We start from the raw sequence: 20,612 nt of genomic DNA on the forward strand, positions 1-20,612 counted from the left end.
GAATGCGAAGCCGGTGGCAGCCGCCGCCCGGCCCGCGCAGGTCGCGGCCGCCGGTGCGTCCGGCGTGCCGGCCGCACGATAACGCGGAGCGACGCCATGTCAGCCTCCTCCCCCGCTTCCACGCACGCCGGCGGCCCGTTCGCGGCCTGGACCGCCGCGTTCGGCGACTGGGCCCGTACCGACGGCGCCGCATGGCTCTATCTGTTCAAGGCGCTGCTCGCCGCGTTCATCGCGACCGGCGTGTCGATGCGGCTCGACCTGCCCGCGCCGAAGACGGCGATGACCACCGTGTTCATCGTGATGCAGCCGCAAAGCGGCGCGGTGCTCGCGAAGAGCTTCTACCGCGTCGCCGGCACGATCTTCGGGCTGATCGCGACGCTCACGTTCGTCGGGCTGTTCCCGCAGCAGCCGCAGCTGTTCCTGCTGGCCATCGCGCTGTGGATCGCGCTGTGCACGGCCGGCGCCGCGCGCAACCGCAACTTCCGCAGCTACGGCTTCCTGCTCGCCGGCTATACGACCGCGCTGATCGGCCTGCCCGCGTCGCAACACCCGGACGGCGCCTTCATGAGCGCGATGACGCGCGTGTCCGAGGTCATCATCGGGATCGTGTCGGCCGGCGTCGTCAGCGCGCTCGTGTTTCCGCAGTACACGGGCGAGCAGATGCGCACGACGGTCCGCAAGCGCTTCGGCAGCTTCGTCGACTATGTCGCGTCGGCGCTGTCGGGCCAGCTCGACCGCGCGCACATCGAGACCATTCATACGCGCTTCGTCGCCGACGTGGTGGGCTTCGAGGCCGCGCGCAGCATGGCGGTGTTCGAAGATCCCGGCACGCGCATGCGCAGCGGCCGCCTCGCGCGGCTGAACAGCGAGTTCATGAGCGCGTCGAGCCGCTTCCACGCGCTGCACCAGTTGATGAACCGGCTGCACGCGGCCGGCGCGCAAGCCGCGATCGACGCGATCGAACCGTATTTCCGTGAAATCGCGCCGCTGCTCACGCGCAACGGCGAACCCGTGCGCACGTCGGTCGACGCCGCGCACGCGGCCGAGCAACTGCTCGCGTGGCGCGACGCGCTGCCGCGCCGCATCCGCGCGACGCGCGCCGAACTCGAAACGCGCCCGGACTTCCCGCTGCTCGACTTCGATACGGCGGCCGAACTGCTGTACCGCTTCATCACCGACCTGCAGGAATACGCGGCGACCTACGCGTCGCTGTCGAGCGCGACGCACGAGCGTGAACGCTGGATCGAACGCTACGAGCCGCGCACCAACATGACGGCCGCGCTGATCGCGGGCATCCGCACCGCGGTGGTGATCCTCACGCTCGGCTGGTTCTGGATCGAAACGGCCTGGCCGAACGGCGTCACGCTGGTGCTGACGGCGGCGGCGACCTGCGCGCTCGCGTCGTCGACGCCGCGCCCGACCGCGATGTCCGCCCAGATGGGGATGGGCACGGCGCTGGCCGTCTGCACCGGCTTCGTGCTGATGTTCGGCATCTATCCGCGGATCGATGGCTTCGTGCTGCTGTGCGTGGCGCTCGCGCCGCTGCTCGCGATCGGCATCTACATGACGCTGAAACCGAAGCTCGCCGGCTACGGGATGGGCTACCTGATCTTCTTCTGCTTCCTCGCGGGCCCGGACAACATCACGCATTACGATCCGTCGAGCTTCATGAACGACGCGCTCGCACTCGTGCTGTCGATGCTGGTATCGGCGATCGCGTTCGCGGTGCTGTTCCCGCCAACCGCGCCGTGGCTCAAGAAGCGGCTGTTCGCCGACCTGCGCCACCAGGCCGTCGCGGCCGGCCACGCACGGCTCGCCGGCCTGCGCACGCGCTTCGAGAGCGGCGCGCGCGACCTGATGTACCAGGCGCACACGCTGTCGGCCGACCAGCCCGACGTGCAGCGCGACGCGCTCCGCTGGATGTTCGCGGTGCTCGAGACCGGCAACGCGTCGATCGACCTGCGCCACGAGCTGGCGGCACTGCCGTCCGACCCGCGTTTTGCGCCGACGATGCCGTGGCGACGTGCGATCGAGACGATGCGCACCGCGCTGTCGTCGCTGTTCACGAAGCCCGACGCCGCACGCTTCGACGCGACGCTCGCAGCGGTGAACGACGCGATCGACGCGACCCGGCAGACGCTCGACGCGTTCACGCCGACGCGTGACGAACGCCACCGGCTGCAGCGCATCCTGAGCCACCTGCATTTCGTGCGCACGGCGCTGCTCGATCCCGAATCGCCGCTCGATGCGCTCAACCGAAACCGCGCCACGACCGCGCGCACCCAACCCGGAGCCTCGTCATGATGCCGCGTGAAATCGCCATTCTCGATGCCTACATGCCCACGGTGGTGCTGATGTTCGTCATCGGCGCGCTGGCCACGTGGGCCGTCGATCGCCTGCTCGCCTACACGGGCCTCTACCGTCTCGTCTGGCACCCGTCGCTGTTCCGGGCCTGCCTTCTCGTCTGTATTTGCGGCGGACTGAGTCTTGCCGTTTATCGTTGATCCAGAACCATCATGATGCTCAGAAAACTTTTCGGCTTCGTCGCGACCGCCGTCATTCTCATCGTCGCGATCCTGATCGGGCGCTCGCTGTGGGTGCACTACATGGACGATCCGTGGACGCGCGACGGGCGCGTGCGCGCCGAGATCGTCAACGTCGCGCCGGACGTGTCGGGCGCGATCGTCGAGCTGCCCGTGCATGACAACCAGCTCGTCAAGAAAGGCGACCTGATCATGCAGATCGACCCGTCGCACTACCAGATCGCGGTCGAGCAGGCGCAGGCGGCCGTCGCCGCCCGCCGCGCGGAACTGCAGATGCGCCGCGACGACGCGGCCCGCCGCGCGGACCTCGACGCGCTCGTCGTGTCGAAGGAAAACCGCGAGAACGCCGCGCACAGCGCATCGAGCGCCGATGCGCAGTACCAGCAGGCAATCGCCGCGCTCGACGCCGCGAAGCTCAACCTCGAACGCACGCGCGTCGTCGCGCCGGTCGACGGCTACGTCACGAACCTGCAGACCTTCAAGGGCAACTACGCGGTGGCCGGCCAGGCCAAGCTCGCGATCGTCGACAGCCACTCGTTCTGGGTCTACGGCTACTTCGAGGAAACCAAGCTGCCGCGCGTGAAGATCGGCGCGCCGGCCGAAATGCGGCTGATGAGCGGCGGCGTGATGAAAGGCCACGTCGAGAGCATCTCGCGCGGCATTTACGATCGCGACAACCCGCAAAGCCGCGACCTCGTCGCGGACGTGAACCCGACCTTCAACTGGGTGCGCCTCGCGCAGCGCGTGCCGGTGCGCATCAGGATCGACGAAGTCCCGGCCGACGTGGTGCTGTCGGCGGGCACAACCTGCACGGTCATCATCGATCCCGACAAGCAGAAGAAGTCGTAATACCCGAACGGCCGGGCGCGCTCAGGCCGCGATGCGAAAACGCCCGACCAGCGACTTCAACGCCTGCGCCTGCTCGTCGAGCGCGTTCGCCGCAGCGGCCGCCTGCTCGACGAGTGCCGCGTTCTGCTGGGTGCCGGCGTCCATCTGCGTGACCGCGCGGCCGATCTCGTCGATCCCGGCGCTCTGCTCGTCCGATGCGGCGGAAATTTCACCGATGATGTCGGTCACGCGCTTGACCGCGCGCACGACGTCACCCATCGTGCGGCCCGCATCGTGCGCGAGCGCCGCACCGTTCGCGACGCGCTCGACCGACGCGCCGATCAGCGCGCGGATCTCCTTCGCCGCGGTCGCCGCGCGCTGCGCGAGCAGGCGGACCTCGCCCGCCACCACCGAGAAGCCGCGCCCCTGCTCGCCGGCGCGTGCCGCCTCGACCGCCGCGTTCAACGCGAGAATGTTGGTCTGGAACGCGATCCCCTCGATCGTGCCGATGATGTCGCGGATGTTCTTCGCGCTGTCGTCGATCTCGCTCATCGTCGCCACCACACGCCCGACGACTTCACCACCCGTCTCCGCGACGGCCGACGCATTGGCCGCGAGCGCGCTCGCCTGCCGCGCATTCTCGGCGTTCTGCCGTACGGTCGACGTGAGCTGCTCCATGCTGGCCGCGGTGCGCTCGAGCGCGACGGCCTGCTGTTCGGTGCGCTTCGACAGATCGAGATTGCCGGTGGAGATCTCGCCCGACGCGGCCGCGATCGCCTCGGCGCTGACGGCGATCTCGCCGACGGTCGCCGCGAGCCCCGTCTGCATCTCGGCCAGCGCACGCACCATGCTGTCGCGGTCGTGCCGGCCCAGCTTGATCGGTCGCGTCAGGTCGCCGCGCGCGATGTCCGCGGCGATCGCCTTCGCGTGCGCGGGCTCGCCGCCGAGCTGCGACGCGAGACGGCGCACCACGCGCTCGGCGATCACGATCGCGAGCACGATCAGCGCAGCCGTCATCGCCGCGATCATCGCGAACGACGACGAGAAAATGGTGGCGGACGCATCGAGCGTGGCCTTCGACTTCGCGCCGCGCGTCTTCACGAGTTCGGCAACGAGTTTCTCGAGCTTGCCGGTTTCGACCAGCAACGACACGTCCTGCGTGCCGACCTGCCAGTTCATCTGCGACAGGTCGAGCGGCTGCGCGCGCACGAGCGCGACGAAATCGCGCAGATGCGTGCTCCACGTGCCGACCGCCGTCGAGAAGGCGCGCAGCCGCGCCGAATCGTCGACGTCGCCCGGATCCGCGTAGCGCTGCAGCGTGCCGAGCGCCTGGCCGATCGACGCGAGCCCCGCGCCGACTTCGGCGCCCAGTTCGTCGCGCTCCTTCGCGGTGCTCGCCGTCAGCAGCATCTTCTGCGCACGGCTCGCGCGCAGCACTTCGGCCCGAACCTCCTCGGCCGCGCGGCTCGCGACGTGGCCCTGCTCGTAGACCGACGCGATCGACGCGTTCAGCCGACTGATCTGCCACAGCGAAAACATGCCGATCGCCAGCGTGCCGGCGAGCAGGATCGCGAATGCGGCGCGCAACGTCGCCTTGACGGTCCACGGCCGGCGCTCGCGACGCGCCGCGCGCAGGCGCCGGGCGGCGTGACCGGCGGTAACGTCGGGTGCGGCGGCGGCCGCACCGGGCTGTGGATGCAAAGATGCTGCTTTCATCGAACTATCCCCGTATTGATCACGCGGCCGGAAAGGTCGGTCCCGGCGGTCCGGCGCTCCGGCGTTCCCGCGATGGCTGGCCATGCCGCGCGTCCTGCGCCCGCACGGCGGATAGCCGGTGCCGGGCGCGGCGCGCCCGTTGTCATTGGGTCGTTCTACGGCCGCCACCACCGTTTCTTGAGTCCGGTAAACCACGCACCGGCCCAAGGCGCGCGCCCCTGCCGACAGGCGGGCGCGCCGCCAGCGTTATACCCGGTCAAAAAAGCCGGCATCGGCCGATCCGTCGGATGAATGTCCGATTCACGACAAAACTTGTCCTGACATTCTCAATACGCCACATTACACTTCTTTGACGCAGCAACGATTCAAGACGCGCCGATCCCCAGCAGAGCGCGCCCGCCACCTCAACTCGTTCAGCTCTCACATGGAAACCAGCCTCGACACCGGCGCCGCCGGCGCAGCCGCCACCCAACCGTCCGCGCCACCCGTCGCCCGCACCGTCTACCCGGTGCTCGGCGCGATCAGCTTCTCGCACATGCTCAACGACATGATCCAGTCGTTGATCCTGGCGATCTATCCGATGCTCAAGAGCCAGTTCGCGCTGTCGTTCGCGCAGATCGGCCTGATCACGCTCACCTACCAGATCACCGCATCGCTGCTGCAGCCGCTCGTCGGCCTCTATACCGACAAGCGGCCGAAACCGTATTCGCTGCCGGTCGGGATGGGCTTCACGCTCGCGGGGCTGCTGCTGATGTCGACCGCGTCGAATTTCCCGATGCTGCTGGTGGCAGCGGCGCTCGTCGGCTGCGGCTCGTCGGTGTTCCATCCGGAATCGTCGCGGGTCGCGCGGATGGCGTCGGGCGGCCAGCACGGGCTTGCGCAGTCGGTGTTCCAGGTCGGCGGCAATGCGGGTTCCGCGCTCGGGCCGCTGCTCGCCGCGCTCGTGATCATTCCGCACGGCCAGCACAGCATCGCGTGGTTCTCGGCGGCCGCGCTCGTCGCGATGATCGTGCTCACGCAGATCGGCCACTGGTACAAGAAGCATCCGTCGATGAAGAAGAAGGCCGCGGCGGCCGGTCACCCGACGCTGTCGCGCGGCCGCGTGCTCGGCGCGATCGGCGTGCTGGTGCTGCTGGTGTTCTCGAAGTACTTTTACCTCGCGAGCATCAACAGCTATTTCACGTTCTACCTGATCGACAAGTTCCACCTGTCGGTGCAGGCCGCGCAGATCCACCTGTTCGTGTTCCTCGCGGCCGTGGCGGCCGGCACGCTGATCGGCGGGCCGGTGGGCGACCGGATCGGCCGCAAGTACGTGATCTGGGTATCGATCCTCGGCGTCGCGCCGTTCACGCTGCTGCTGCCGTATGCGAACCTGTTCTGGACGACCGTGCTGACCGTGATCATCGGCATCGTGCTGGCGTCGGCGTTCGCCGCGATCCTCGTCTACGCGACGGAGCTGATGCCCGGCAAGGTCGGGATGGTCGCGGGGCTGTTCTTCGGCTTCGCGTTCGGCCTCGGCGGGGTCGGCGCGGCCGTGCTCGGCCAGCTCGCCGACGCAACGAACATCACGTTCGTCTACAAGGTGTGCTCGTTCCTGCCGCTGATCGGCGTGCTGACGATCTTCCTGCCGAACCTCGAAAGCAGCCGGCGCAAGAAGGCGTGACGAGCCCGCCGGCCGCCGCGTACACGCGGCGGCCGGTCGAACGGCTCGAATGAAGGAATGAAGGGAACGGCGGCGGCTTCAGGCCGCCGTCGTCGCATGCAGCGTCAGGAAACGCTTGAGGATGCCGGACGAATAGCTGCTCGCGATCGCCGACAGGAAGTGCGAGAACGACTGCGTCGCGTGATCGTCGGCCGTATCGGAGATCGTGCGCACGAGTGCGAACGGCACGTCGTGCTCTGCGCACACCTGCGCGATCGCGGCCCCTTCCATTTCGACCGCGAGCGCATCCGGCAGCGCGTCACGCAGCGCGACGACCTCGCGCTCGCTCGACACGAAGCGGTCGCCGCTGATGATGAGCCCCGCGTGCAGCGTCGCACCGGCCAGGCCGAAGCGCGCGGCGAACTGCGCGCCCTCTTCCGCGACGAATTGCGTGCACGCGGCCCGCAAGCGTGCGGTCAGTGCCGCGTCGGTCGCGAAACGCGTGATGCCGAGCAGCGGCACCTCGTAGCGCGGAAAGAGCGGCGAAGCGTCGAGATCGTGCTGCAGCAGCGTATCGGCCACGACGACGTCGCCAACGCGCACCGTGCGCGACACGCCGCCCGCGACGCCGGTGAACACGACGCCAGACACGCCGAACACGTGGATCAGCGCGCTGACCGTCGCGGCGGCCGCGACCTTGCCGACCCGTGCGAGCGTCACGACGCAGGCCGCGCCGTGCACGGTGCCGACGTGATAATCGCGGCGGCCGAGCGTGACCGTCTGCATCGCACCTTCGGCACGCATCGCGGCGATCAGGTCGCCAAGTTCCTCGGGCAGCGCGGCGAGAATGCCGAGCGGACGGGCCGCAGGCGTCACAACGTTGTCGATGCCCATCATTCCACCGCCTGCAGTTTCGCGACCGCGAGCGCGAGCCACTTCTCGCCGTGCCGCTTGAATTTCACCTGCGCCTTCGCATCGGCGCCGTTGCCTTCGAGCTTGGTGACCGTGCCTTCGCCGAACTTGGTATGGAACACCTGCTGGCCGACCCGGAAGCCGGCATCGGCCGCGCGCTGCTTGTCCGCGAACGCGGGCAGCGGCGCGGACACGGCCGGGTCGACGATCTGCTCGCGGCTGCCGCCGCCCGGCCGCGCGAACCAGTCGCGCCCGTATCCGGCGTTGTCCGACCGACCGCCCCAGCGCGAACCGGCCTCGACCTTCGGCGTCAGCCACTTGAGCACGTATTCGGGCAGCTCGTCGAAGAAGCGCGAGCGCACGTTGTAGCGCGTCTGGCCATGCAGCATCCGGCTCTGCGCGAACGACAGGTAGAGCCGCTCCTTCGCGCGCGTGATCGCGACGTACATCAGCCGGCGCTCTTCCTCGAGGCCATCCGATTCGAGCACGCTGTTCTCGTGCGGGAACAACCCTTCCTCGAGGCCCGTGATGAACACGGCCGAGAATTCGAGCCCCTTAGCCGCGTGCACCGTCATCAGCTGCACGGCGTCCTGCCCGGCCTGCGCCTGGTTGTCGCCGGCCTCCAGCGACGCATGCGACAGGAAACCGGCGAGCGGCGTCATCGTGTCGGGGTTCTGTGCCGGGTCGGCGGGCGATACCGGATCGAGCACGTCGACCGCCGGATCGTCCGTCGCGGTGCCGAGCTCGGGCGCCGCGATCGCGCCCGCGCGCAGCGGGATCGAACGGGCCGGCGTGTCGAGCCCGTAGCCTTCCTCGGCGATGAACGCGGTGGCCGCGTTCACGAGTTCCTGCAAGTTCTCGAGACGGTCCTGGCCTTCGCGCTCGCCCTGGTAGAAATCGGCGAGACCGCTGGCGCGCACGATGTGCTCGACGGTGTCGGGCAGGTTCATCTGCTGCGTATCGGCGCGCATCTTCGCGACCAGGTTCGCGAACCCGCCCAGGCTCGTGCCGGCCTTGCCCGTCACGTACGGAATCGCAGCGGCCATCGAGCAGCCGTACAGGCGCGCGGCGTCGGCGAGCTGCTCGATCGAGCGCGCGCCGATGCCGCGGGTCGGGAAGTTCACGACGCGCACGAATGCGGTGTCGTCGTTCGGGTTGTCGATCAGGCGCAGGTACGCGAGCGCGTGCTTCACTTCCTGGCGTTCGAAGAAGCGCAGGCCGCCGTACACGCGGTACGGAATGCCCGACGACATCAGCGTGTGCTCGATCGAGCGCGACTGCGCGTTGCTGCGGTACAGGACGGCCACTTCACTGCGCGCCATCCCGGTGTTGATCAGCGAGCGGATCTCCTCGACGATCCAGCCGGCTTCCTGCGAATCGGTGCTCGCCTCGTACACGCGCACGGGTTCGCCGCGGCCCGCGTCGGTGCGCAGGTTCTTGCCGAGGCGGTGCGCGTTGTTCGAGATCAGCTGGTTCGCCGCGTCGAGGATGTTGCCGTGCGACCGGTAGTTCTGCTCGAGCTTGATCAGGTTGCGCACGCGGAATTCGTCTTCGAAATCGCGCATGTTGCCAACGTTCGCGCCGCGGAACGCGTAGATCGACTGGTCGTCGTCGCCGACCGCGAAAATCGCGTTCTCGCCGCCCGCGAGCATCTTGAGCCACGCGTACTGCAGCTTGTTGGTGTCCTGGAACTCGTCGACCAGGATGTGCTTGAAGCGCGCCTGGTAGTGCGCGCGCAGCGGCGCGTTGTACGCGAGCAATTCGTAGCAGCGCAGCAGCAGCTCGGGGAAGTCGACCACGCCCTCGCGCTGGCACTGCTGGTCGTACGCCTGGTACAGCTCGACGAACTTGCGGTTGAAGTTGTCGGTCGCGTCGACCTTGTCGGGGCGCAGCCCCTGCTCCTTCGCGTTGTTGATGAAGTACTGCACGTTCTTCGGCGGATACTTCTCGTCATCGACGTTCGCCGCCTTCATCAGCCGCTTGATCGCGGACAGCTGGTCGGCGGTGTCGAGGATCTGGAAGGTCTGCGGCAGGCCGGCGTCGCGCCAGTGCGTGCGCAGCATCCGGTTGCACAGGCCGTGGAACGTGCCGATCCACATCCCGCGCGTGTCGATCGGCATCATCGCCGACAGGCGCGCCATCATCTCGCGCGCGGCCTTGTTCGTGAAGGTGACGGCGAGCACGGTGGGCGGCGACGCGTAGCCCTGCTGGATCAGCCACGCGATGCGGGTGATCAGCACGCGGGTCTTGCCGCTGCCCGCCCCTGCGAGGATCAGCGCCGGTTCGTTCGGCAACGTGACGGCGGCGAGTTGTTCGGGGTTCAGATTGGCGAGCAGATCGGGCATGGAGCGGCAGCGGACGGGCGAGAAAAATGCGGACCCGACATTATAAGTCGGCCGCGCGATGCCGTTCCCGATCCGTTTGATTACCCGTCACGGGCACGCGGCGATCGCGTCGCGACGGGCCCGTACCGGCAAGGCGATGGCTGGTCGATGTGCATCCATTTATAATTGTCAGATTCGGCATCCAATTCACGCATTTTTCGGCAGATTTCCAACATGAGCGACAACACGCTTGCGAAGAGTTTCGAGCCCCACACCATCGAGTCCCAATGGGGGCCGGAGTGGGAAAAGCGCGGCTATGCGGCCCCGGCATTCGATCCGGCCCGCCCCGATTTCTCGATCCAGTTGCCGCCGCCGAACGTGACGGGCACGCTGCACATGGGCCACGCGTTCAACCAGACGATCATGGACGGCCTCACCCGCTACCACCGGATGCTCGGCGAGAACACGCTGTGGGTGCCCGGCACCGACCACGCGGGGATCGCGACCCAGATCGTCGTCGAGCGCCAGCTCGACGCGCAAGGCGTGTCGCGCCACGACCTCGGCCGCGAGAAGTTCGTCGAGCGCGTGTGGGAATGGAAGGAAAAATCGGGTTCGACGATCACCGGCCAGGTGCGTCGCCTCGGCGCGTCGCCCGACTGGTCGCGCGAATACTTCACGATGGACGACAAGATGTCGGCCGCCGTGCGCGACGTGTTCGTCACGCTCTATGAACAGGGCCTGATCTACCGCGGCAAGCGCCTCGTCAACTGGGATCCGGTGCTGCTGACCGCCGTGTCGGACCTCGAAGTCGTGAGCGAAGAGGAAAACGGCCACCTGTGGCACATCCGCTACCCGCTCGTCGACGGCTCGGGCTCGCTGACCGTTGCCACGACGCGTCCGGAAACGATGCTCGGCGACGTCGCGCTGATGGTCCACCCGGAAGACGAGCGCTATGCGCACCTGATCGGCAAGCTCGTCACGCTGCCGCTGACGGGCCGCGAGATCCCGGTGATCGCCGACGACTACGTCGACCGCGAGTTCGGCACGGGCGTCGTGAAGGTCACGCCCGCGCACGACTTCAACGACTACCAGGTCGGCCAGCGCCACAAGATCGCGCCGATCGAGATCCTGACGCTCGACGCGAAGATCAACGACAACGGCCCCGAGCAGTATCGCGGCCTCGACCGCTTCGACGCGCGCAAGGCGATCGTCGCCGACCTCGACGCCGAGGGTTTCCTCGACTCGGTGAAGCCGCACAAGCTGATGGTGCCGCGCGGCGACCGCACGGGCGTCGTGATCGAGCCGATGCTGACCGACCAGTGGTTCGTCGCGATGACGAAGCCGGCGCCGGAAGGCACGTTCAACCCCGGCAAGTCGATCACGGAAACGTCGCTCGACGTCGTGCGCAACGGCCAGATCAAGTTCGTCCCGGAAAACTGGACGACCACCTACTACCAGTGGCTCGAGAACATCCAGGACTGGTGCATCTCGCGCCAGCTGTGGTGGGGCCACCAGATTCCCGCGTGGTACGGCGAAAACGGCGAGGTGTTCGTCGCGCGCAACGAGGAAGAAGCACGCGCGCTGGCGGCCGCGAAGGGTTATGCGGGCGCGCTGAAGCGCGACGAAGACGTGCTCGACACGTGGTTCTCGTCGGCGCTGGTGCCGTTCTCGTCGCTCGGCTGGCCGAACGAAACGCCTGAACTGAAGCACTTCCTGCCGTCGTCCGTGCTCGTCACGGGCTTCGACATCATCTTCTTCTGGGTCGCCCGGATGGTGATGATGACCACGCACTTCACGGGCCAGGTGCCGTTCCACACCGTGTACGTGCACGGCCTCGTGCGCGACGCGGAAGGCCAGAAGATGTCGAAGAGCAAGGGCAACACGCTCGACCCGATCGACATCGTCGACGGCATCGACCTCGACACGCTGGTCGCGAAGCGCACGACGGGCCTGATGAACCCGAAGCAGGCCGCGACGATCGAGAAGAAGACGCGCAAGGAATTCCCGGACGGCATCGCCGCGTTCGGCACCGACGCGCTGCGCTTCACGATGGCATCGATGGCGACGCTCGGCCGCAACGTGAACTTCGACCTCGCGCGCTGCGAAGGCTATCGCAACTTCTGCAACAAGCTGTGGAACGCGACGCGCTTCGTGCTAATGAACTGCGAAGGCCACGACTGCGGCAGCGACAAGCCGGAAGTCTGCGGCGCGGGCGATTGCGGCCCGGGCGGCTACCTCGACTTCTCGGCGGCCGACCGCTGGATCGTGTCGCTGCTGCAGCGCACCGAGGCCGACATCGCGAAGGGCTTCGCCGATTACCGCTTCGACAACATCGCCAGCAGCATCTACAAGTTCGTGTGGGACGAATACTGCGACTGGTATCTCGAACTCGCGAAGGTGCAGATCCAGAACGGCACGCCGGAACAGCAGCGCGCCACGCGCCGCACGCTGCTGCGCGTGCTCGAGACGGTGCTGCGCCTCGCGCACCCGATCATCCCGTTCATCACCGAAGCGCTCTGGCAGAAGGTCGCGCCGCTGGCCGGCCGCTATCCGCAAGGCAAGGCCGAAGGCGAAGCGTCGCTGATGACGCAGGCGTACCCGATCGCGAACCTGCAGAAGATCGACGAGGCGTCCGAGCAGTGGGCAGCCGATCTGAAGGCGATCGTCGACGCGTGCCGCAACCTGCGCGGCGAGATGAACCTGTCGCCGGCAACCAAGGTGCCGCTGCTTGCAGCCGGCGATGCCGAGCGCCTGCGCTCGTTCGCACCGTACATTCAGGCGCTTGCACGCCTGTCGGAAGTGCAGATCCTCGCGGATGAAGCAACGCTCGACAAGGAAGCACACGGCGCGCCGATCGCGATCGTCGGGCCGAACAAGCTGGTGCTGAAGGTCGAGATCGACGTCGCAGCCGAACGCGAGCGTCTGTCGAAGGAAATCGCGCGCCTGACGGGCGAGATTGCGAAGTGCAATGCAAAGCTCGGCAACGAGGCATTCGTCGCGAAAGCGCCGCCGGCCGTGGTCGAACAGGAGCAGAAGCGCGTCGCGGAATTCCAGAGCACCCTTGAGAAACTGCGCGCGCAGCTCGATCGGTTGCCTGCGTAACAAACCGTAAGGTCGTTTGCGTTCACTATAATGCGGGCGTGAACATAAACCGTCTGACAAGTCGATTACAGGAATAAAGGTTCGATCATGTTGAAAGTCACCAAGGCGGTATTCCCTGTTGCCGGTCTCGGCACACGCTTCCTCCCGGCAACGAAGGCAAGCCCGAAGGAAATGCTGCCGGTCGTCGACAAGCCGCTGATCCAGTACGCAGTCGAGGAAGCGATCGCCGCCGGCATTACCGAGATGATCTTCGTCACCGGGCGCAGCAAGCGCGCGATCGAGGATCACTTCGACAAGTCGTATGAAATCGAGGCCGAACTCGAGGCGCGCGGCAAGGAAAAGCTGCTCGAGCTCGTGCGCAGCATCAAGCCGAGCCATGTCGACTGCTTCTACGTACGCCAGCCGGAAGCGCTCGGCCTCGGCCATGCGGTGCTGTGCGCGGAAAAGCTCGTGGCCGACAACCCGTTCGCGGTGATCCTCGCCGACGACCTGCTCGACGGCAACCCGCCCGTGATGAAGCAGATGGTCGACGTGTTCGACCACTATCACAGCTCGGTGATCGGCGTCGAAGAGATCCCGCCGTCGGAAACGAAGTCGTACGGGATCGTCGACGGCAAGGAGTGGGAGGAGTCGATCGTCAAGATGTCGGCGATCGTCGAAAAGCCGGCGCCGGAAGTCGCGCCGTCGAACCTCGGCGTGGTCGGCCGCTACATCCTGAAGCCGCGGATCTTCCAGCACCTGCGTGCGCTGAAGCCCGGCGCGGGTGGTGAGCTGCAGCTCACCGACGCGATCCAGTCGCTGCTCGCCGATGAGCAAGTGCTGGCCTACAAGTACCAGGGCACGCGCTACGACTGCGGCAGCAAGCTCGGCTACCTGAAGGCGACGGTCGAATTCGCGCTGCGCCACGCGGAAGTCGGTGCGGACTTCGACACGTACCTGCGCACGCGCGACGGCGCACACCACGCCGACTGAACGCGGCAAGGGCACCAGGGCTCACTCCGGCGAGCCCGTCCTCACCTCACCGGCCGCCGCTCAGCGCGCGTTGGCCGGCTTCACCGAGACGACGCCCGGCATCCCGCCCGCGTCGTCTTTTTTCGTCTTGACGAGCCAGCCGCCGCCGTCGCCGAAGGGTACCTTCGCGAGCGCGCTCTTCACGAGCGCCGGCGCGGCCTGCTGCGTGCCGGGATCGCGATCGCGCAGCGCCGCCGATACGCGGTAAACGTCGGCGCCCGATTTCGCGTCGACGAAGCGCAGCGTCAGCACATGGCGATACACGCGGCCCATGAACGGCAGCGCGAACGGCGCCGGCCCGTCGACCGTCACGCATGCACTGCTCGCGGCGCCACACCCGTCGGCGCTCGCCGCGACCGAGGCCGGCTGCGTCGCATACGCGATCGACAGCCGGTAGTGCGCGGCCGCGAGCGGCTTCGCATCGAAACCGCGGTGCGCGAGTTCGTCGCGCACGAGCGTCTCGATCTGCCGGTATTCGGCATCGTCGGCCTGCGCGGCCGTCCGCACGAAATCGTAGCCGTGCGCATCGGCGGCAAACGCGTTCGGCTGCCCGACCGCACTGACGCCGCTCGTCACACCGGCGCAACCCGTCAACAGCGACACCGCCAGCGCGGTCGCTGCCCATTCCTTTCTCATGGCTTTCCCCAAATACCTGCCGTCGCACCCGGCCCTGTCAGGCGGACGGCTCGTCGATTGCAGGCAGCGACACCGTCACCGCGGTGCCGACACCCACCTCGCTGTCGACCGACACGCTGCCCCCATGGCGCGTGACGACCGTCTTCACGAATGCCATGCCGAGCCCGGAACCCGAGATCTCGGGCCGCTCGCCGGCATGGAACCGCTTGAAACGCTCGAACAGATGCCGCTGATCTTCCGGCGCAATGCCGTATCCCTGATCGCGAATCGTACAGAACATCCGTTTCGACGCGTGCTCGACCGCCAGCGTACACGTGATCACGGTATCGGACGGACTGTATTTGACTGCATTGTTCAGCAGGTTCACGAAGGCGCGCGTGATCAGCGAGCGATCCGCGCGCACCCAGCACATGTCGGTACCGACATCGGTGTCGACGCGGATGTGCTTCGCCTGCGCCTGCGGCCACACCTCGTCGCTCGCATCGATCAGCACGTCGACGAGGCTCGTCACCTCGAGCTGGTACACCTGCGACTCCGCACGCGCCAGCTGCACGAACTCGTCGGCCAGCGACAGCGCGCGATGCGCATAGCGCTCGACCCGCGCGAGCAGCCCGCGCATCGCGTCGGTCTCGGCGCGGTCGCGCTCGATCTCGACGAGCGCGAGAATCGACGCCTGCGGCGAGCGCATGTCGTGCGACAGCAGGTGCAGTGCTTCCTCGCGTTGCCGCTCGGCCGCGTGCAGTTCGGTCACGTCGACGAGGCCGGCGATCCAGCCCGTCACGCGGCCCTGCGCGTTCGTGCAAGCCGCGTAGCGCAGCAGATGGTCGAGCCCGTCGCGATCGCGCACCTCGATGCCGCGCGCCATCGCGTCGTGTTCGGCCTCGAGCGTCGGGTCGAGCACGGCCGGCCAGTGCTCGCGGATCGCCACGTCGTGTTCGACGTTGCCGTCGACGGTCTTCATGAACGTCAGCTCGCCGAGCGCGCTGCGCAGCGGCCGCCCTTCCGGCAGCGGCAGCGCGAGGCGCGACCCGTAGCGCTTGGCCGCATGGTTCGCGATCAGCACGGTGCCGGCCAGGTCGGTCACGAAGATCGGCTCGGGCATGCTGTCGAGGCTGTCCCACACGAAGCGCTTCATGTCCTGCACGCGCTGCGCGGCTTGCGCCATCAGCGTCATCTGCCGCTCGAGCACGTCGCCGCCGACGCTGCGCGTGCGCGGCGCCTCGGGCAGCAGGTGCGGCTCGTCGGCGAGCCGCTGCAGCTCGCGCCGCAAGTACGACATCGTCATTTCGAGCCGCCGCCAGTTCCAGATCGGGTAGACGGCGACCAGCCCGAAGATCGCGGGCGCCGGCGACAGCCAGATGCGCGCCCCGAACAGCAGCGCCATGCTCGCGACGACCGCGAGCGCGGCGAGGCTCAGCGTCAGCAGCAGCGCGCGCCACGGCGACAGCATCAGGAAGCCGCCCAGCAGCGCGGCAAGCGGCAGCAGCGACGCGGCGAACAGCCCGGCGCGCGACGCGGGCGAGATCGCGCTGCCGGTCGCCAGCATGTCGAGCACGTTCGCATGGATATACACACCGGCGAGCGGCCCGAACTCGCCGGACACGGGCGTCGCGAAGCGGTCGTACAGCCCCGACGCCGTCACGCCGACCACGACGATCTTGCCGCGCAGCGCGTCGGGCTTCACGCGCCCTTCGAGCACGTCGTCGAACGACAGCGTCGGATAGGCGGGCGTATTGCGGCTGAACGGGATCAGGTAGCGGCCCTCGCCGGCCGCGTCGCGCGACAGGTCGTGCGCATTCGCGCCGGGTGCCCCGCCGACCGGGTGCAGCCGGCCACCCTGGATCGCCTGGTACACCGGCACCATCAGTTGCGGCCAGCGCACGCGGCCGTCGCTTTCGAACAGCGCAACGCTGCGTACGATGCCGTCGCGGTCGACTTCAAGATTGATGTGGCCGAGCCCGACCGCGCGCGCCGCGAGCGCGGCCACCGGCGGATCGACCGCACGCGTGCCGTCCACCTGCTCGGGGCTCAGCAGCACGGGCAGGAAGGTCGGTACGTGGCTCATCGCGTCCGCGAACGCGCGATCCTCCGGCGACGGTTCGGTAAACAGCACGTCGTAGACGACGGCAGCCGGTTGCGCGCGCGCCAGCGTATCGAGCAGCCGCGCATGCACGTCGCGCGGCCACGGCCAGCGGCCGAGCGCGGACACGCTCTGGTTGTCGATGTCGACGACGACCACGTCGGGCGACAGCGGCAGGCTGCGCAGCATCAGCAGCCGGTCGTAGATCAGGCCGTCGACGCTTGCCGACAGGCGGCCGAGCGCGCAGACGAGGATCACCGCGATCCCGAGGCAGCCGATCGCGATCCATTCGATCAGGAAGCGGCGGCCGAGGCCCCGCCGCGGGGAAACGGAGTCGGGTTTCATGCGCCGCGAATCAGCGCGACAGCGTGAACGCACTGACCGGACTGGTCTTCTCGTAGAACTTGCCGCCTTCGAACTCCTCGACGGTCACGGCCCAGAAATAGTCGCCCGGCGGCAGGTGCGCGACGGTGATCTGGCGCGCGTGCAGACCGACCTGGTCGACGACCGGCGCGCTCAGGTCCTTCGAGCGCGACAGCACGAACCGGTAGCGCGCATCCTTGCTCGAACCGTTCGGCGACCAGCGGAATTCGTAACCGCCCGCGCCGGGCGATGCGCTCGCGTCGAGCCCCATCACGCGGCGCTCGAACGCGTACGTGCGCGGCCGGCCCTCGAGGCCGTTCGCGTCGATCGCGGCGACCCGCACGAAGTAGTTCCCGTTCGGTACGTCGTGGAAGACTGCGCGCGGCGAATCGGTGCGCGTTTCGCTGAACAGGTCGAGCAGCCCCGCGTCGTGCGCGAGTTGCATGCGGTAACCATGCGCCTGTTCGAGCGGGGCGACGTCGAACGCGACGTCGGGCTCGTCCTGCACCTTGTCGGGATGCGCGAGCGCCGGCGCAGGCAGCAGCTCGACGGGCGCGCCGACCGCGCCGGACGACGTCGCGACGCTGCCGAAATTCGCATGCACGAGCGTCGGATCGGCCGGCTGCCGGTCGCCCGCGACACCGACGGTGCCATCGAGCACTTCGACGCGGGTCGACGCATTGCCGGCCGCGTCGTAATTCACGCGAAAGTGCGTGCCGCGCACGCCGGCCACGACCGACGGCGACCGGATCTGGAAGCGGTCGTCGCGTTTCTTCAGATGGGTGACCTCGCTGTCGACCGAGCCGCGCGTGAGTTCGAACTCACGATCGAGCGTGCCGGTCAGCACCGTGCGGCGCAGCGCCTTCAGGTCGAGCTGGCTGTCGGGCGGCAGGCTCATGTGCGTGCCGTCGGCGAGCTCGAGCGTCACGAAGCCGTTCGGGCCCGTGCGCACGCGGTCGCCCTCGGCGAGGGTCGCATCGTTCGCGAGCGGCACGAAAGCGTCGCCGGAAGCGCGTTCGGCCGTGCCCTGCACCGCAATGACGCGCGCGGTCAGCTTTTCCTTGCGCAGGCGTGCGACCGGCAGCTTCAGCGCGACGCCGGGCTGCAGATGCTTCGGAGCGGGCACGCCGTTGATCTGCTGAAGCAGTTGCCAGTCGTCCGCGCCCTGCAGGTAGCGCGCGGCGACGTCGTACAGCGTGTCGCCCCCCTGCGTGCGATAGACGACCATCTTGCCTGCCGCGGCGGGCGGCTGCGCAGCCGCATGCTGCGCGGCAAACGCAAACGCGACCGCACAGGCCGCGCGCAGCGCCACCGTGCGCCGGGTCGCCGTGCGCTGCGAGATTCCCGTGGTCACTCCGGTTCTCCCTGGCCGACCCGCTCGAGCCGGTAGCCGTAGCCGTAGATCGGCGCGAGGCGATAGCCGTTTTCGGGCCGCAGGCCGAGCTTGGTGCGCAGCATCGAGATGTGCGTATCCATCGTGCGCGACGGGATGTCGGTCGCCTGCTTCCACACGAGATCGAGAATGTGCGCGCGCGACAGCGGCCGGTCGAGATGCTGGAACAGCAGCAGCGCGAGCTCGAACTCCTTCTGCGTGAGGCTCACGGCCTTGTCGCCGACGTAGGCCTGCTTCAGGTTCACGTCGAAACGGAATTGATCGAATTCGCGAACGGTTGCCTCGGCGTTGACCGGATATGCGCGGCGCAGCAGCGAGCCGATGCGCGCGCGCAGGATCGGGCCCGACACGGGCTTGACCACGTAATCGTCGGCGCCGGCATTGAGGATCTGCGTGATCCCCGCCTCGTCGTCACGGCTCGTCATGAAGATGATCGGCAGGCTGTGCTCGGTCTGATTGGCACGCACCCACTTCAGCACTTCCTCGCCGGACATGTCGGGCACGTTCCAGTCGAGCACCAGCAGATCGAACGTCTCGCGCTGCAGACGCTTCTTCAGGGCCTTGCCTTCCTTGAACGCATAGCACGTATGGCCAACGGCCGTCAGCGTTTGACTGACGAAATCCGTCTGGGCCGGATCGTCATCCAGTACAGCAATTCTCATAGCACCCCGCAAATCGAAATCGATTCGTCCAGTTCAGCTCCCCGCCCCCATCCAGCCGCGCAGCACGCGCACGGCCCCCGGATACCGGCCGGCGAGCCGTCGTTCGCCGCTCGCGCCATCTGCGCAAACCGGCGACCCCGGCTAAATATCTCAAAAACGGGGTACGGACGAACCGGCGATTTCATCATAGTAGTATGAAATTCGCCAATAAATTGCGCGGACTACCGTCTTTTCTTCGAATAATCCTTTCCGCCGCGCAATCGAGCGCCTAGTCGACGCCCGCGATACCGGCCACCTGCTCGGCGACATCGTCGGCCGGCACGCACGGCAACAGCGGTTCCGAACGCGCCGGTTGCACCAGCATCCGCTGCAACTGGCCGCGCACCCGCTCCCACGCGGTAGCCGCGTAATCCGGTTGGCTCGCCGCCCACGCCTGCGCCAGATCGAACACACGCTCGATCGTCGCACCGCAGTAGGTCAGGCCCGAGCCGTCGTCCTGCGCGGCATCGCGCAGCCGTTCGTCGAGCCACTCGGCCAGCCACGGCATCTCGGCCGCGGCCGAATCCGCGTAGGCCTCCAGCGCGGCACGCGCGTGGCGATCCTGTTGCGGGTCGAGCTCGATACGGCTCAGTCCCGATACGCTGCGTTCCGCTCCGGACGGACTTCGAATGGTCCCTGGTCTGAAGGACATGTCCTCTCCCCGTTGTACGACGGTAGCGTCAGGCATGGCCCCCGTGCCCGCCGTAAGACGTACCGTGGCCGGCGCATCCGCTGTGAGCGGACGACCGGCCGGGTCAGTATACGCAGCCGATCACGAAGCGAGGTTTAAGAATTGTCAGAAAGGCGCGGCCGACGGACACCAGCGGCCGCCGGCACCGTGACGCGAGCCTTCAGCGGCGCCGCATCAGGAACACGAAGGTCTTGTCCTGCGTCGTCGATTCGACGATCTCGTTGCCCGTCTGCTTCGCGAACGCGGCGAAATCGCGCTGCGAGCCCGGATCGGTCGCGAGCACCTTGAGGATCTGCCCGCTTTCCATATCGGCGAGCGCTTTCTTGGCACGCAGGATCGGCAACGGGCAATTGAGCCCGCGCGCGTCCACTTCCTTGTGAATCTGCATCGGCTGTCGACCTTCGAATGACGCGCCACTCAAGGCGCGGAGAGAAGCCGGGATTTTACCGCAGCGCCGCGGTGCCTGCCCGGGCCGCCCGCGGCCCGGCACCCGCGCCCCCCCCCACGGCGCGCCTGCCGGCCGCACACAGGGCCCGCTGCTCGGACGGACTGCGCGCGTCGCTATCCGCCCCCGCCGCCGCCGGGAGCGGCCAGACCGGCTTGGTTGCCGCGTTTCCCCGCGAGACGGCGCTAGACACCCCCCTCCCGGTCACCGCGCCGCAGGTCCCCA

General features: G+C 67.8%; 15 protein-coding genes. 6 read left to right on the forward strand and 9 right to left on the reverse strand.

What is annotated here, in order from left to right; all coding sequences use genetic code 11:
- Positions 1–96: 96 nt before the first annotated feature.
- Genes G3N61_RS31385 through G3N61_RS31395 form a run of 3 tightly spaced genes read left to right on the forward strand, consistent with a single transcriptional unit; the run spans position 97 to position 3,392 of the window.
- On the forward strand, positions 97–2,304 hold the full coding sequence (locus tag G3N61_RS31385) for an FUSC family protein (RefSeq protein WP_175021925.1): 2,208 nt from the start codon (positions 97–99) through the stop codon (positions 2,302–2,304).
- Positions 2,301–2,504, forward strand: a complete 204-nt coding sequence (locus tag G3N61_RS31390; RefSeq protein ID WP_043182522.1) for a DUF1656 domain-containing protein — start codon at positions 2,301–2,303, stop codon at positions 2,502–2,504. The genes G3N61_RS31385 and G3N61_RS31390 overlap by 4 nt, the downstream gene beginning before the upstream one ends.
- A 12-nt stretch (positions 2,505–2,516) precedes the next feature.
- Positions 2,517–3,392 (forward strand): HlyD family secretion protein, encoded by an 876-nt coding sequence (locus tag G3N61_RS31395; RefSeq protein ID WP_043182521.1) that lies wholly within the window; start codon positions 2,517–2,519, stop codon positions 3,390–3,392.
- A 21-nt stretch (positions 3,393–3,413) separates the two neighbouring features.
- On the opposite strand, the gene G3N61_RS31400 is transcribed toward G3N61_RS31395, so the two are convergent.
- Positions 3,414–5,087: a methyl-accepting chemotaxis protein gene (locus G3N61_RS31400; protein WP_205824350.1), complete on the reverse strand. Its 1,674-nt coding sequence runs from the start codon at positions 5,085–5,087 to the stop codon at positions 3,414–3,416.
- 424 nt (positions 5,088–5,511) lie between these two features.
- Here G3N61_RS31400 and G3N61_RS31405 point away from each other — a divergent pair, with 424 nt between their 5' ends.
- Positions 5,512–6,750: an MFS transporter gene (locus tag G3N61_RS31405; protein WP_205824351.1), complete on the forward strand. Its 1,239-nt coding sequence runs from the start codon at positions 5,512–5,514 to the stop codon at positions 6,748–6,750.
- Between the two features lie 78 nt (positions 6,751–6,828).
- On the opposite strand, the gene G3N61_RS31410 is transcribed toward G3N61_RS31405, so the two are convergent.
- Both G3N61_RS31410 and G3N61_RS31415 read right to left on the reverse strand, forming a co-directional pair.
- A complete protein-coding gene (locus G3N61_RS31410) occupies positions 6,829–7,626 on the reverse strand; it encodes a 5'-methylthioadenosine/adenosylhomocysteine nucleosidase (protein ID WP_205824352.1) in 798 nt (265 codons plus the stop codon).
- Entirely contained in the window at positions 7,623–9,986 is a 2,364-nt protein-coding gene (locus G3N61_RS31415; RefSeq protein WP_205824353.1) for a UvrD-helicase domain-containing protein, read from the reverse strand. The genes G3N61_RS31410 and G3N61_RS31415 overlap by 4 nt, the downstream gene beginning before the upstream one ends.
- A 213-nt stretch (positions 9,987–10,199) precedes the next feature.
- Between G3N61_RS31415 and G3N61_RS31420 the strand changes: the two genes are divergently transcribed.
- The gene (locus tag G3N61_RS31420) at positions 10,200–13,067 is read left to right on the forward strand and encodes a valine--tRNA ligase (protein WP_205824354.1); all 2,868 of its coding nucleotides are present in this window, start codon (positions 10,200–10,202) and stop codon (positions 13,065–13,067) included.
- Positions 13,068–13,154: 87 nt separating this feature from the next.
- The gene (galU, locus tag G3N61_RS31425) at positions 13,155–14,039 is read left to right on the forward strand and encodes a UTP--glucose-1-phosphate uridylyltransferase GalU (protein ID WP_043182512.1); all 885 of its coding nucleotides are present in this window, start codon (positions 13,155–13,157) and stop codon (positions 14,037–14,039) included.
- 60 nt (positions 14,040–14,099) lie between these two features.
- On the opposite strand, the gene G3N61_RS31430 is transcribed toward galU, so the two are convergent.
- The 6 genes from G3N61_RS31430 to G3N61_RS31455 form a co-directional block, all read right to left on the reverse strand.
- Positions 14,100–14,714 (reverse strand): DUF4136 domain-containing protein, encoded by a 615-nt coding sequence (locus G3N61_RS31430; protein ID WP_043182510.1) that lies wholly within the window; start codon positions 14,712–14,714, stop codon positions 14,100–14,102.
- Positions 14,715–14,751: 37 nt separating this feature from the next.
- A complete protein-coding gene (locus tag G3N61_RS31435; RefSeq protein WP_205824355.1) occupies positions 14,752–17,139 on the reverse strand; it encodes a CHASE2 domain-containing protein in 2,388 nt (795 codons plus the stop codon).
- A 10-nt stretch (positions 17,140–17,149) separates the two neighbouring features.
- The gene (locus G3N61_RS31440) at positions 17,150–18,511 is read right to left on the reverse strand and encodes a FecR domain-containing protein (RefSeq protein WP_089450339.1); all 1,362 of its coding nucleotides are present in this window, start codon (positions 18,509–18,511) and stop codon (positions 17,150–17,152) included.
- The gene (locus G3N61_RS31445; RefSeq protein WP_006490421.1) at positions 18,508–19,212 is read right to left on the reverse strand and encodes a response regulator transcription factor; all 705 of its coding nucleotides are present in this window, start codon (positions 19,210–19,212) and stop codon (positions 18,508–18,510) included. The genes G3N61_RS31440 and G3N61_RS31445 overlap by 4 nt, the downstream gene beginning before the upstream one ends.
- A gap of 268 nt (positions 19,213–19,480) precedes the next feature.
- Positions 19,481–19,903 (reverse strand): hypothetical protein, encoded by a 423-nt coding sequence (locus G3N61_RS31450; protein WP_043182504.1) that lies wholly within the window; start codon positions 19,901–19,903, stop codon positions 19,481–19,483.
- A gap of 199 nt (positions 19,904–20,102) precedes the next feature.
- On the reverse strand, positions 20,103–20,330 hold the full coding sequence (locus tag G3N61_RS31455; RefSeq protein ID WP_006402122.1) for a sulfurtransferase TusA family protein: 228 nt from the start codon (positions 20,328–20,330) through the stop codon (positions 20,103–20,105).
- Between the last annotated feature and the right edge of the window lie 282 nt (positions 20,331–20,612).

It is taken from the genome of Burkholderia sp. Ac-20349, from assembly GCF_017104865.1.
In the GTDB taxonomy this organism is placed as follows: Bacteria; Pseudomonadota; Gammaproteobacteria; order Burkholderiales; family Burkholderiaceae; genus Burkholderia; species Burkholderia aenigmatica.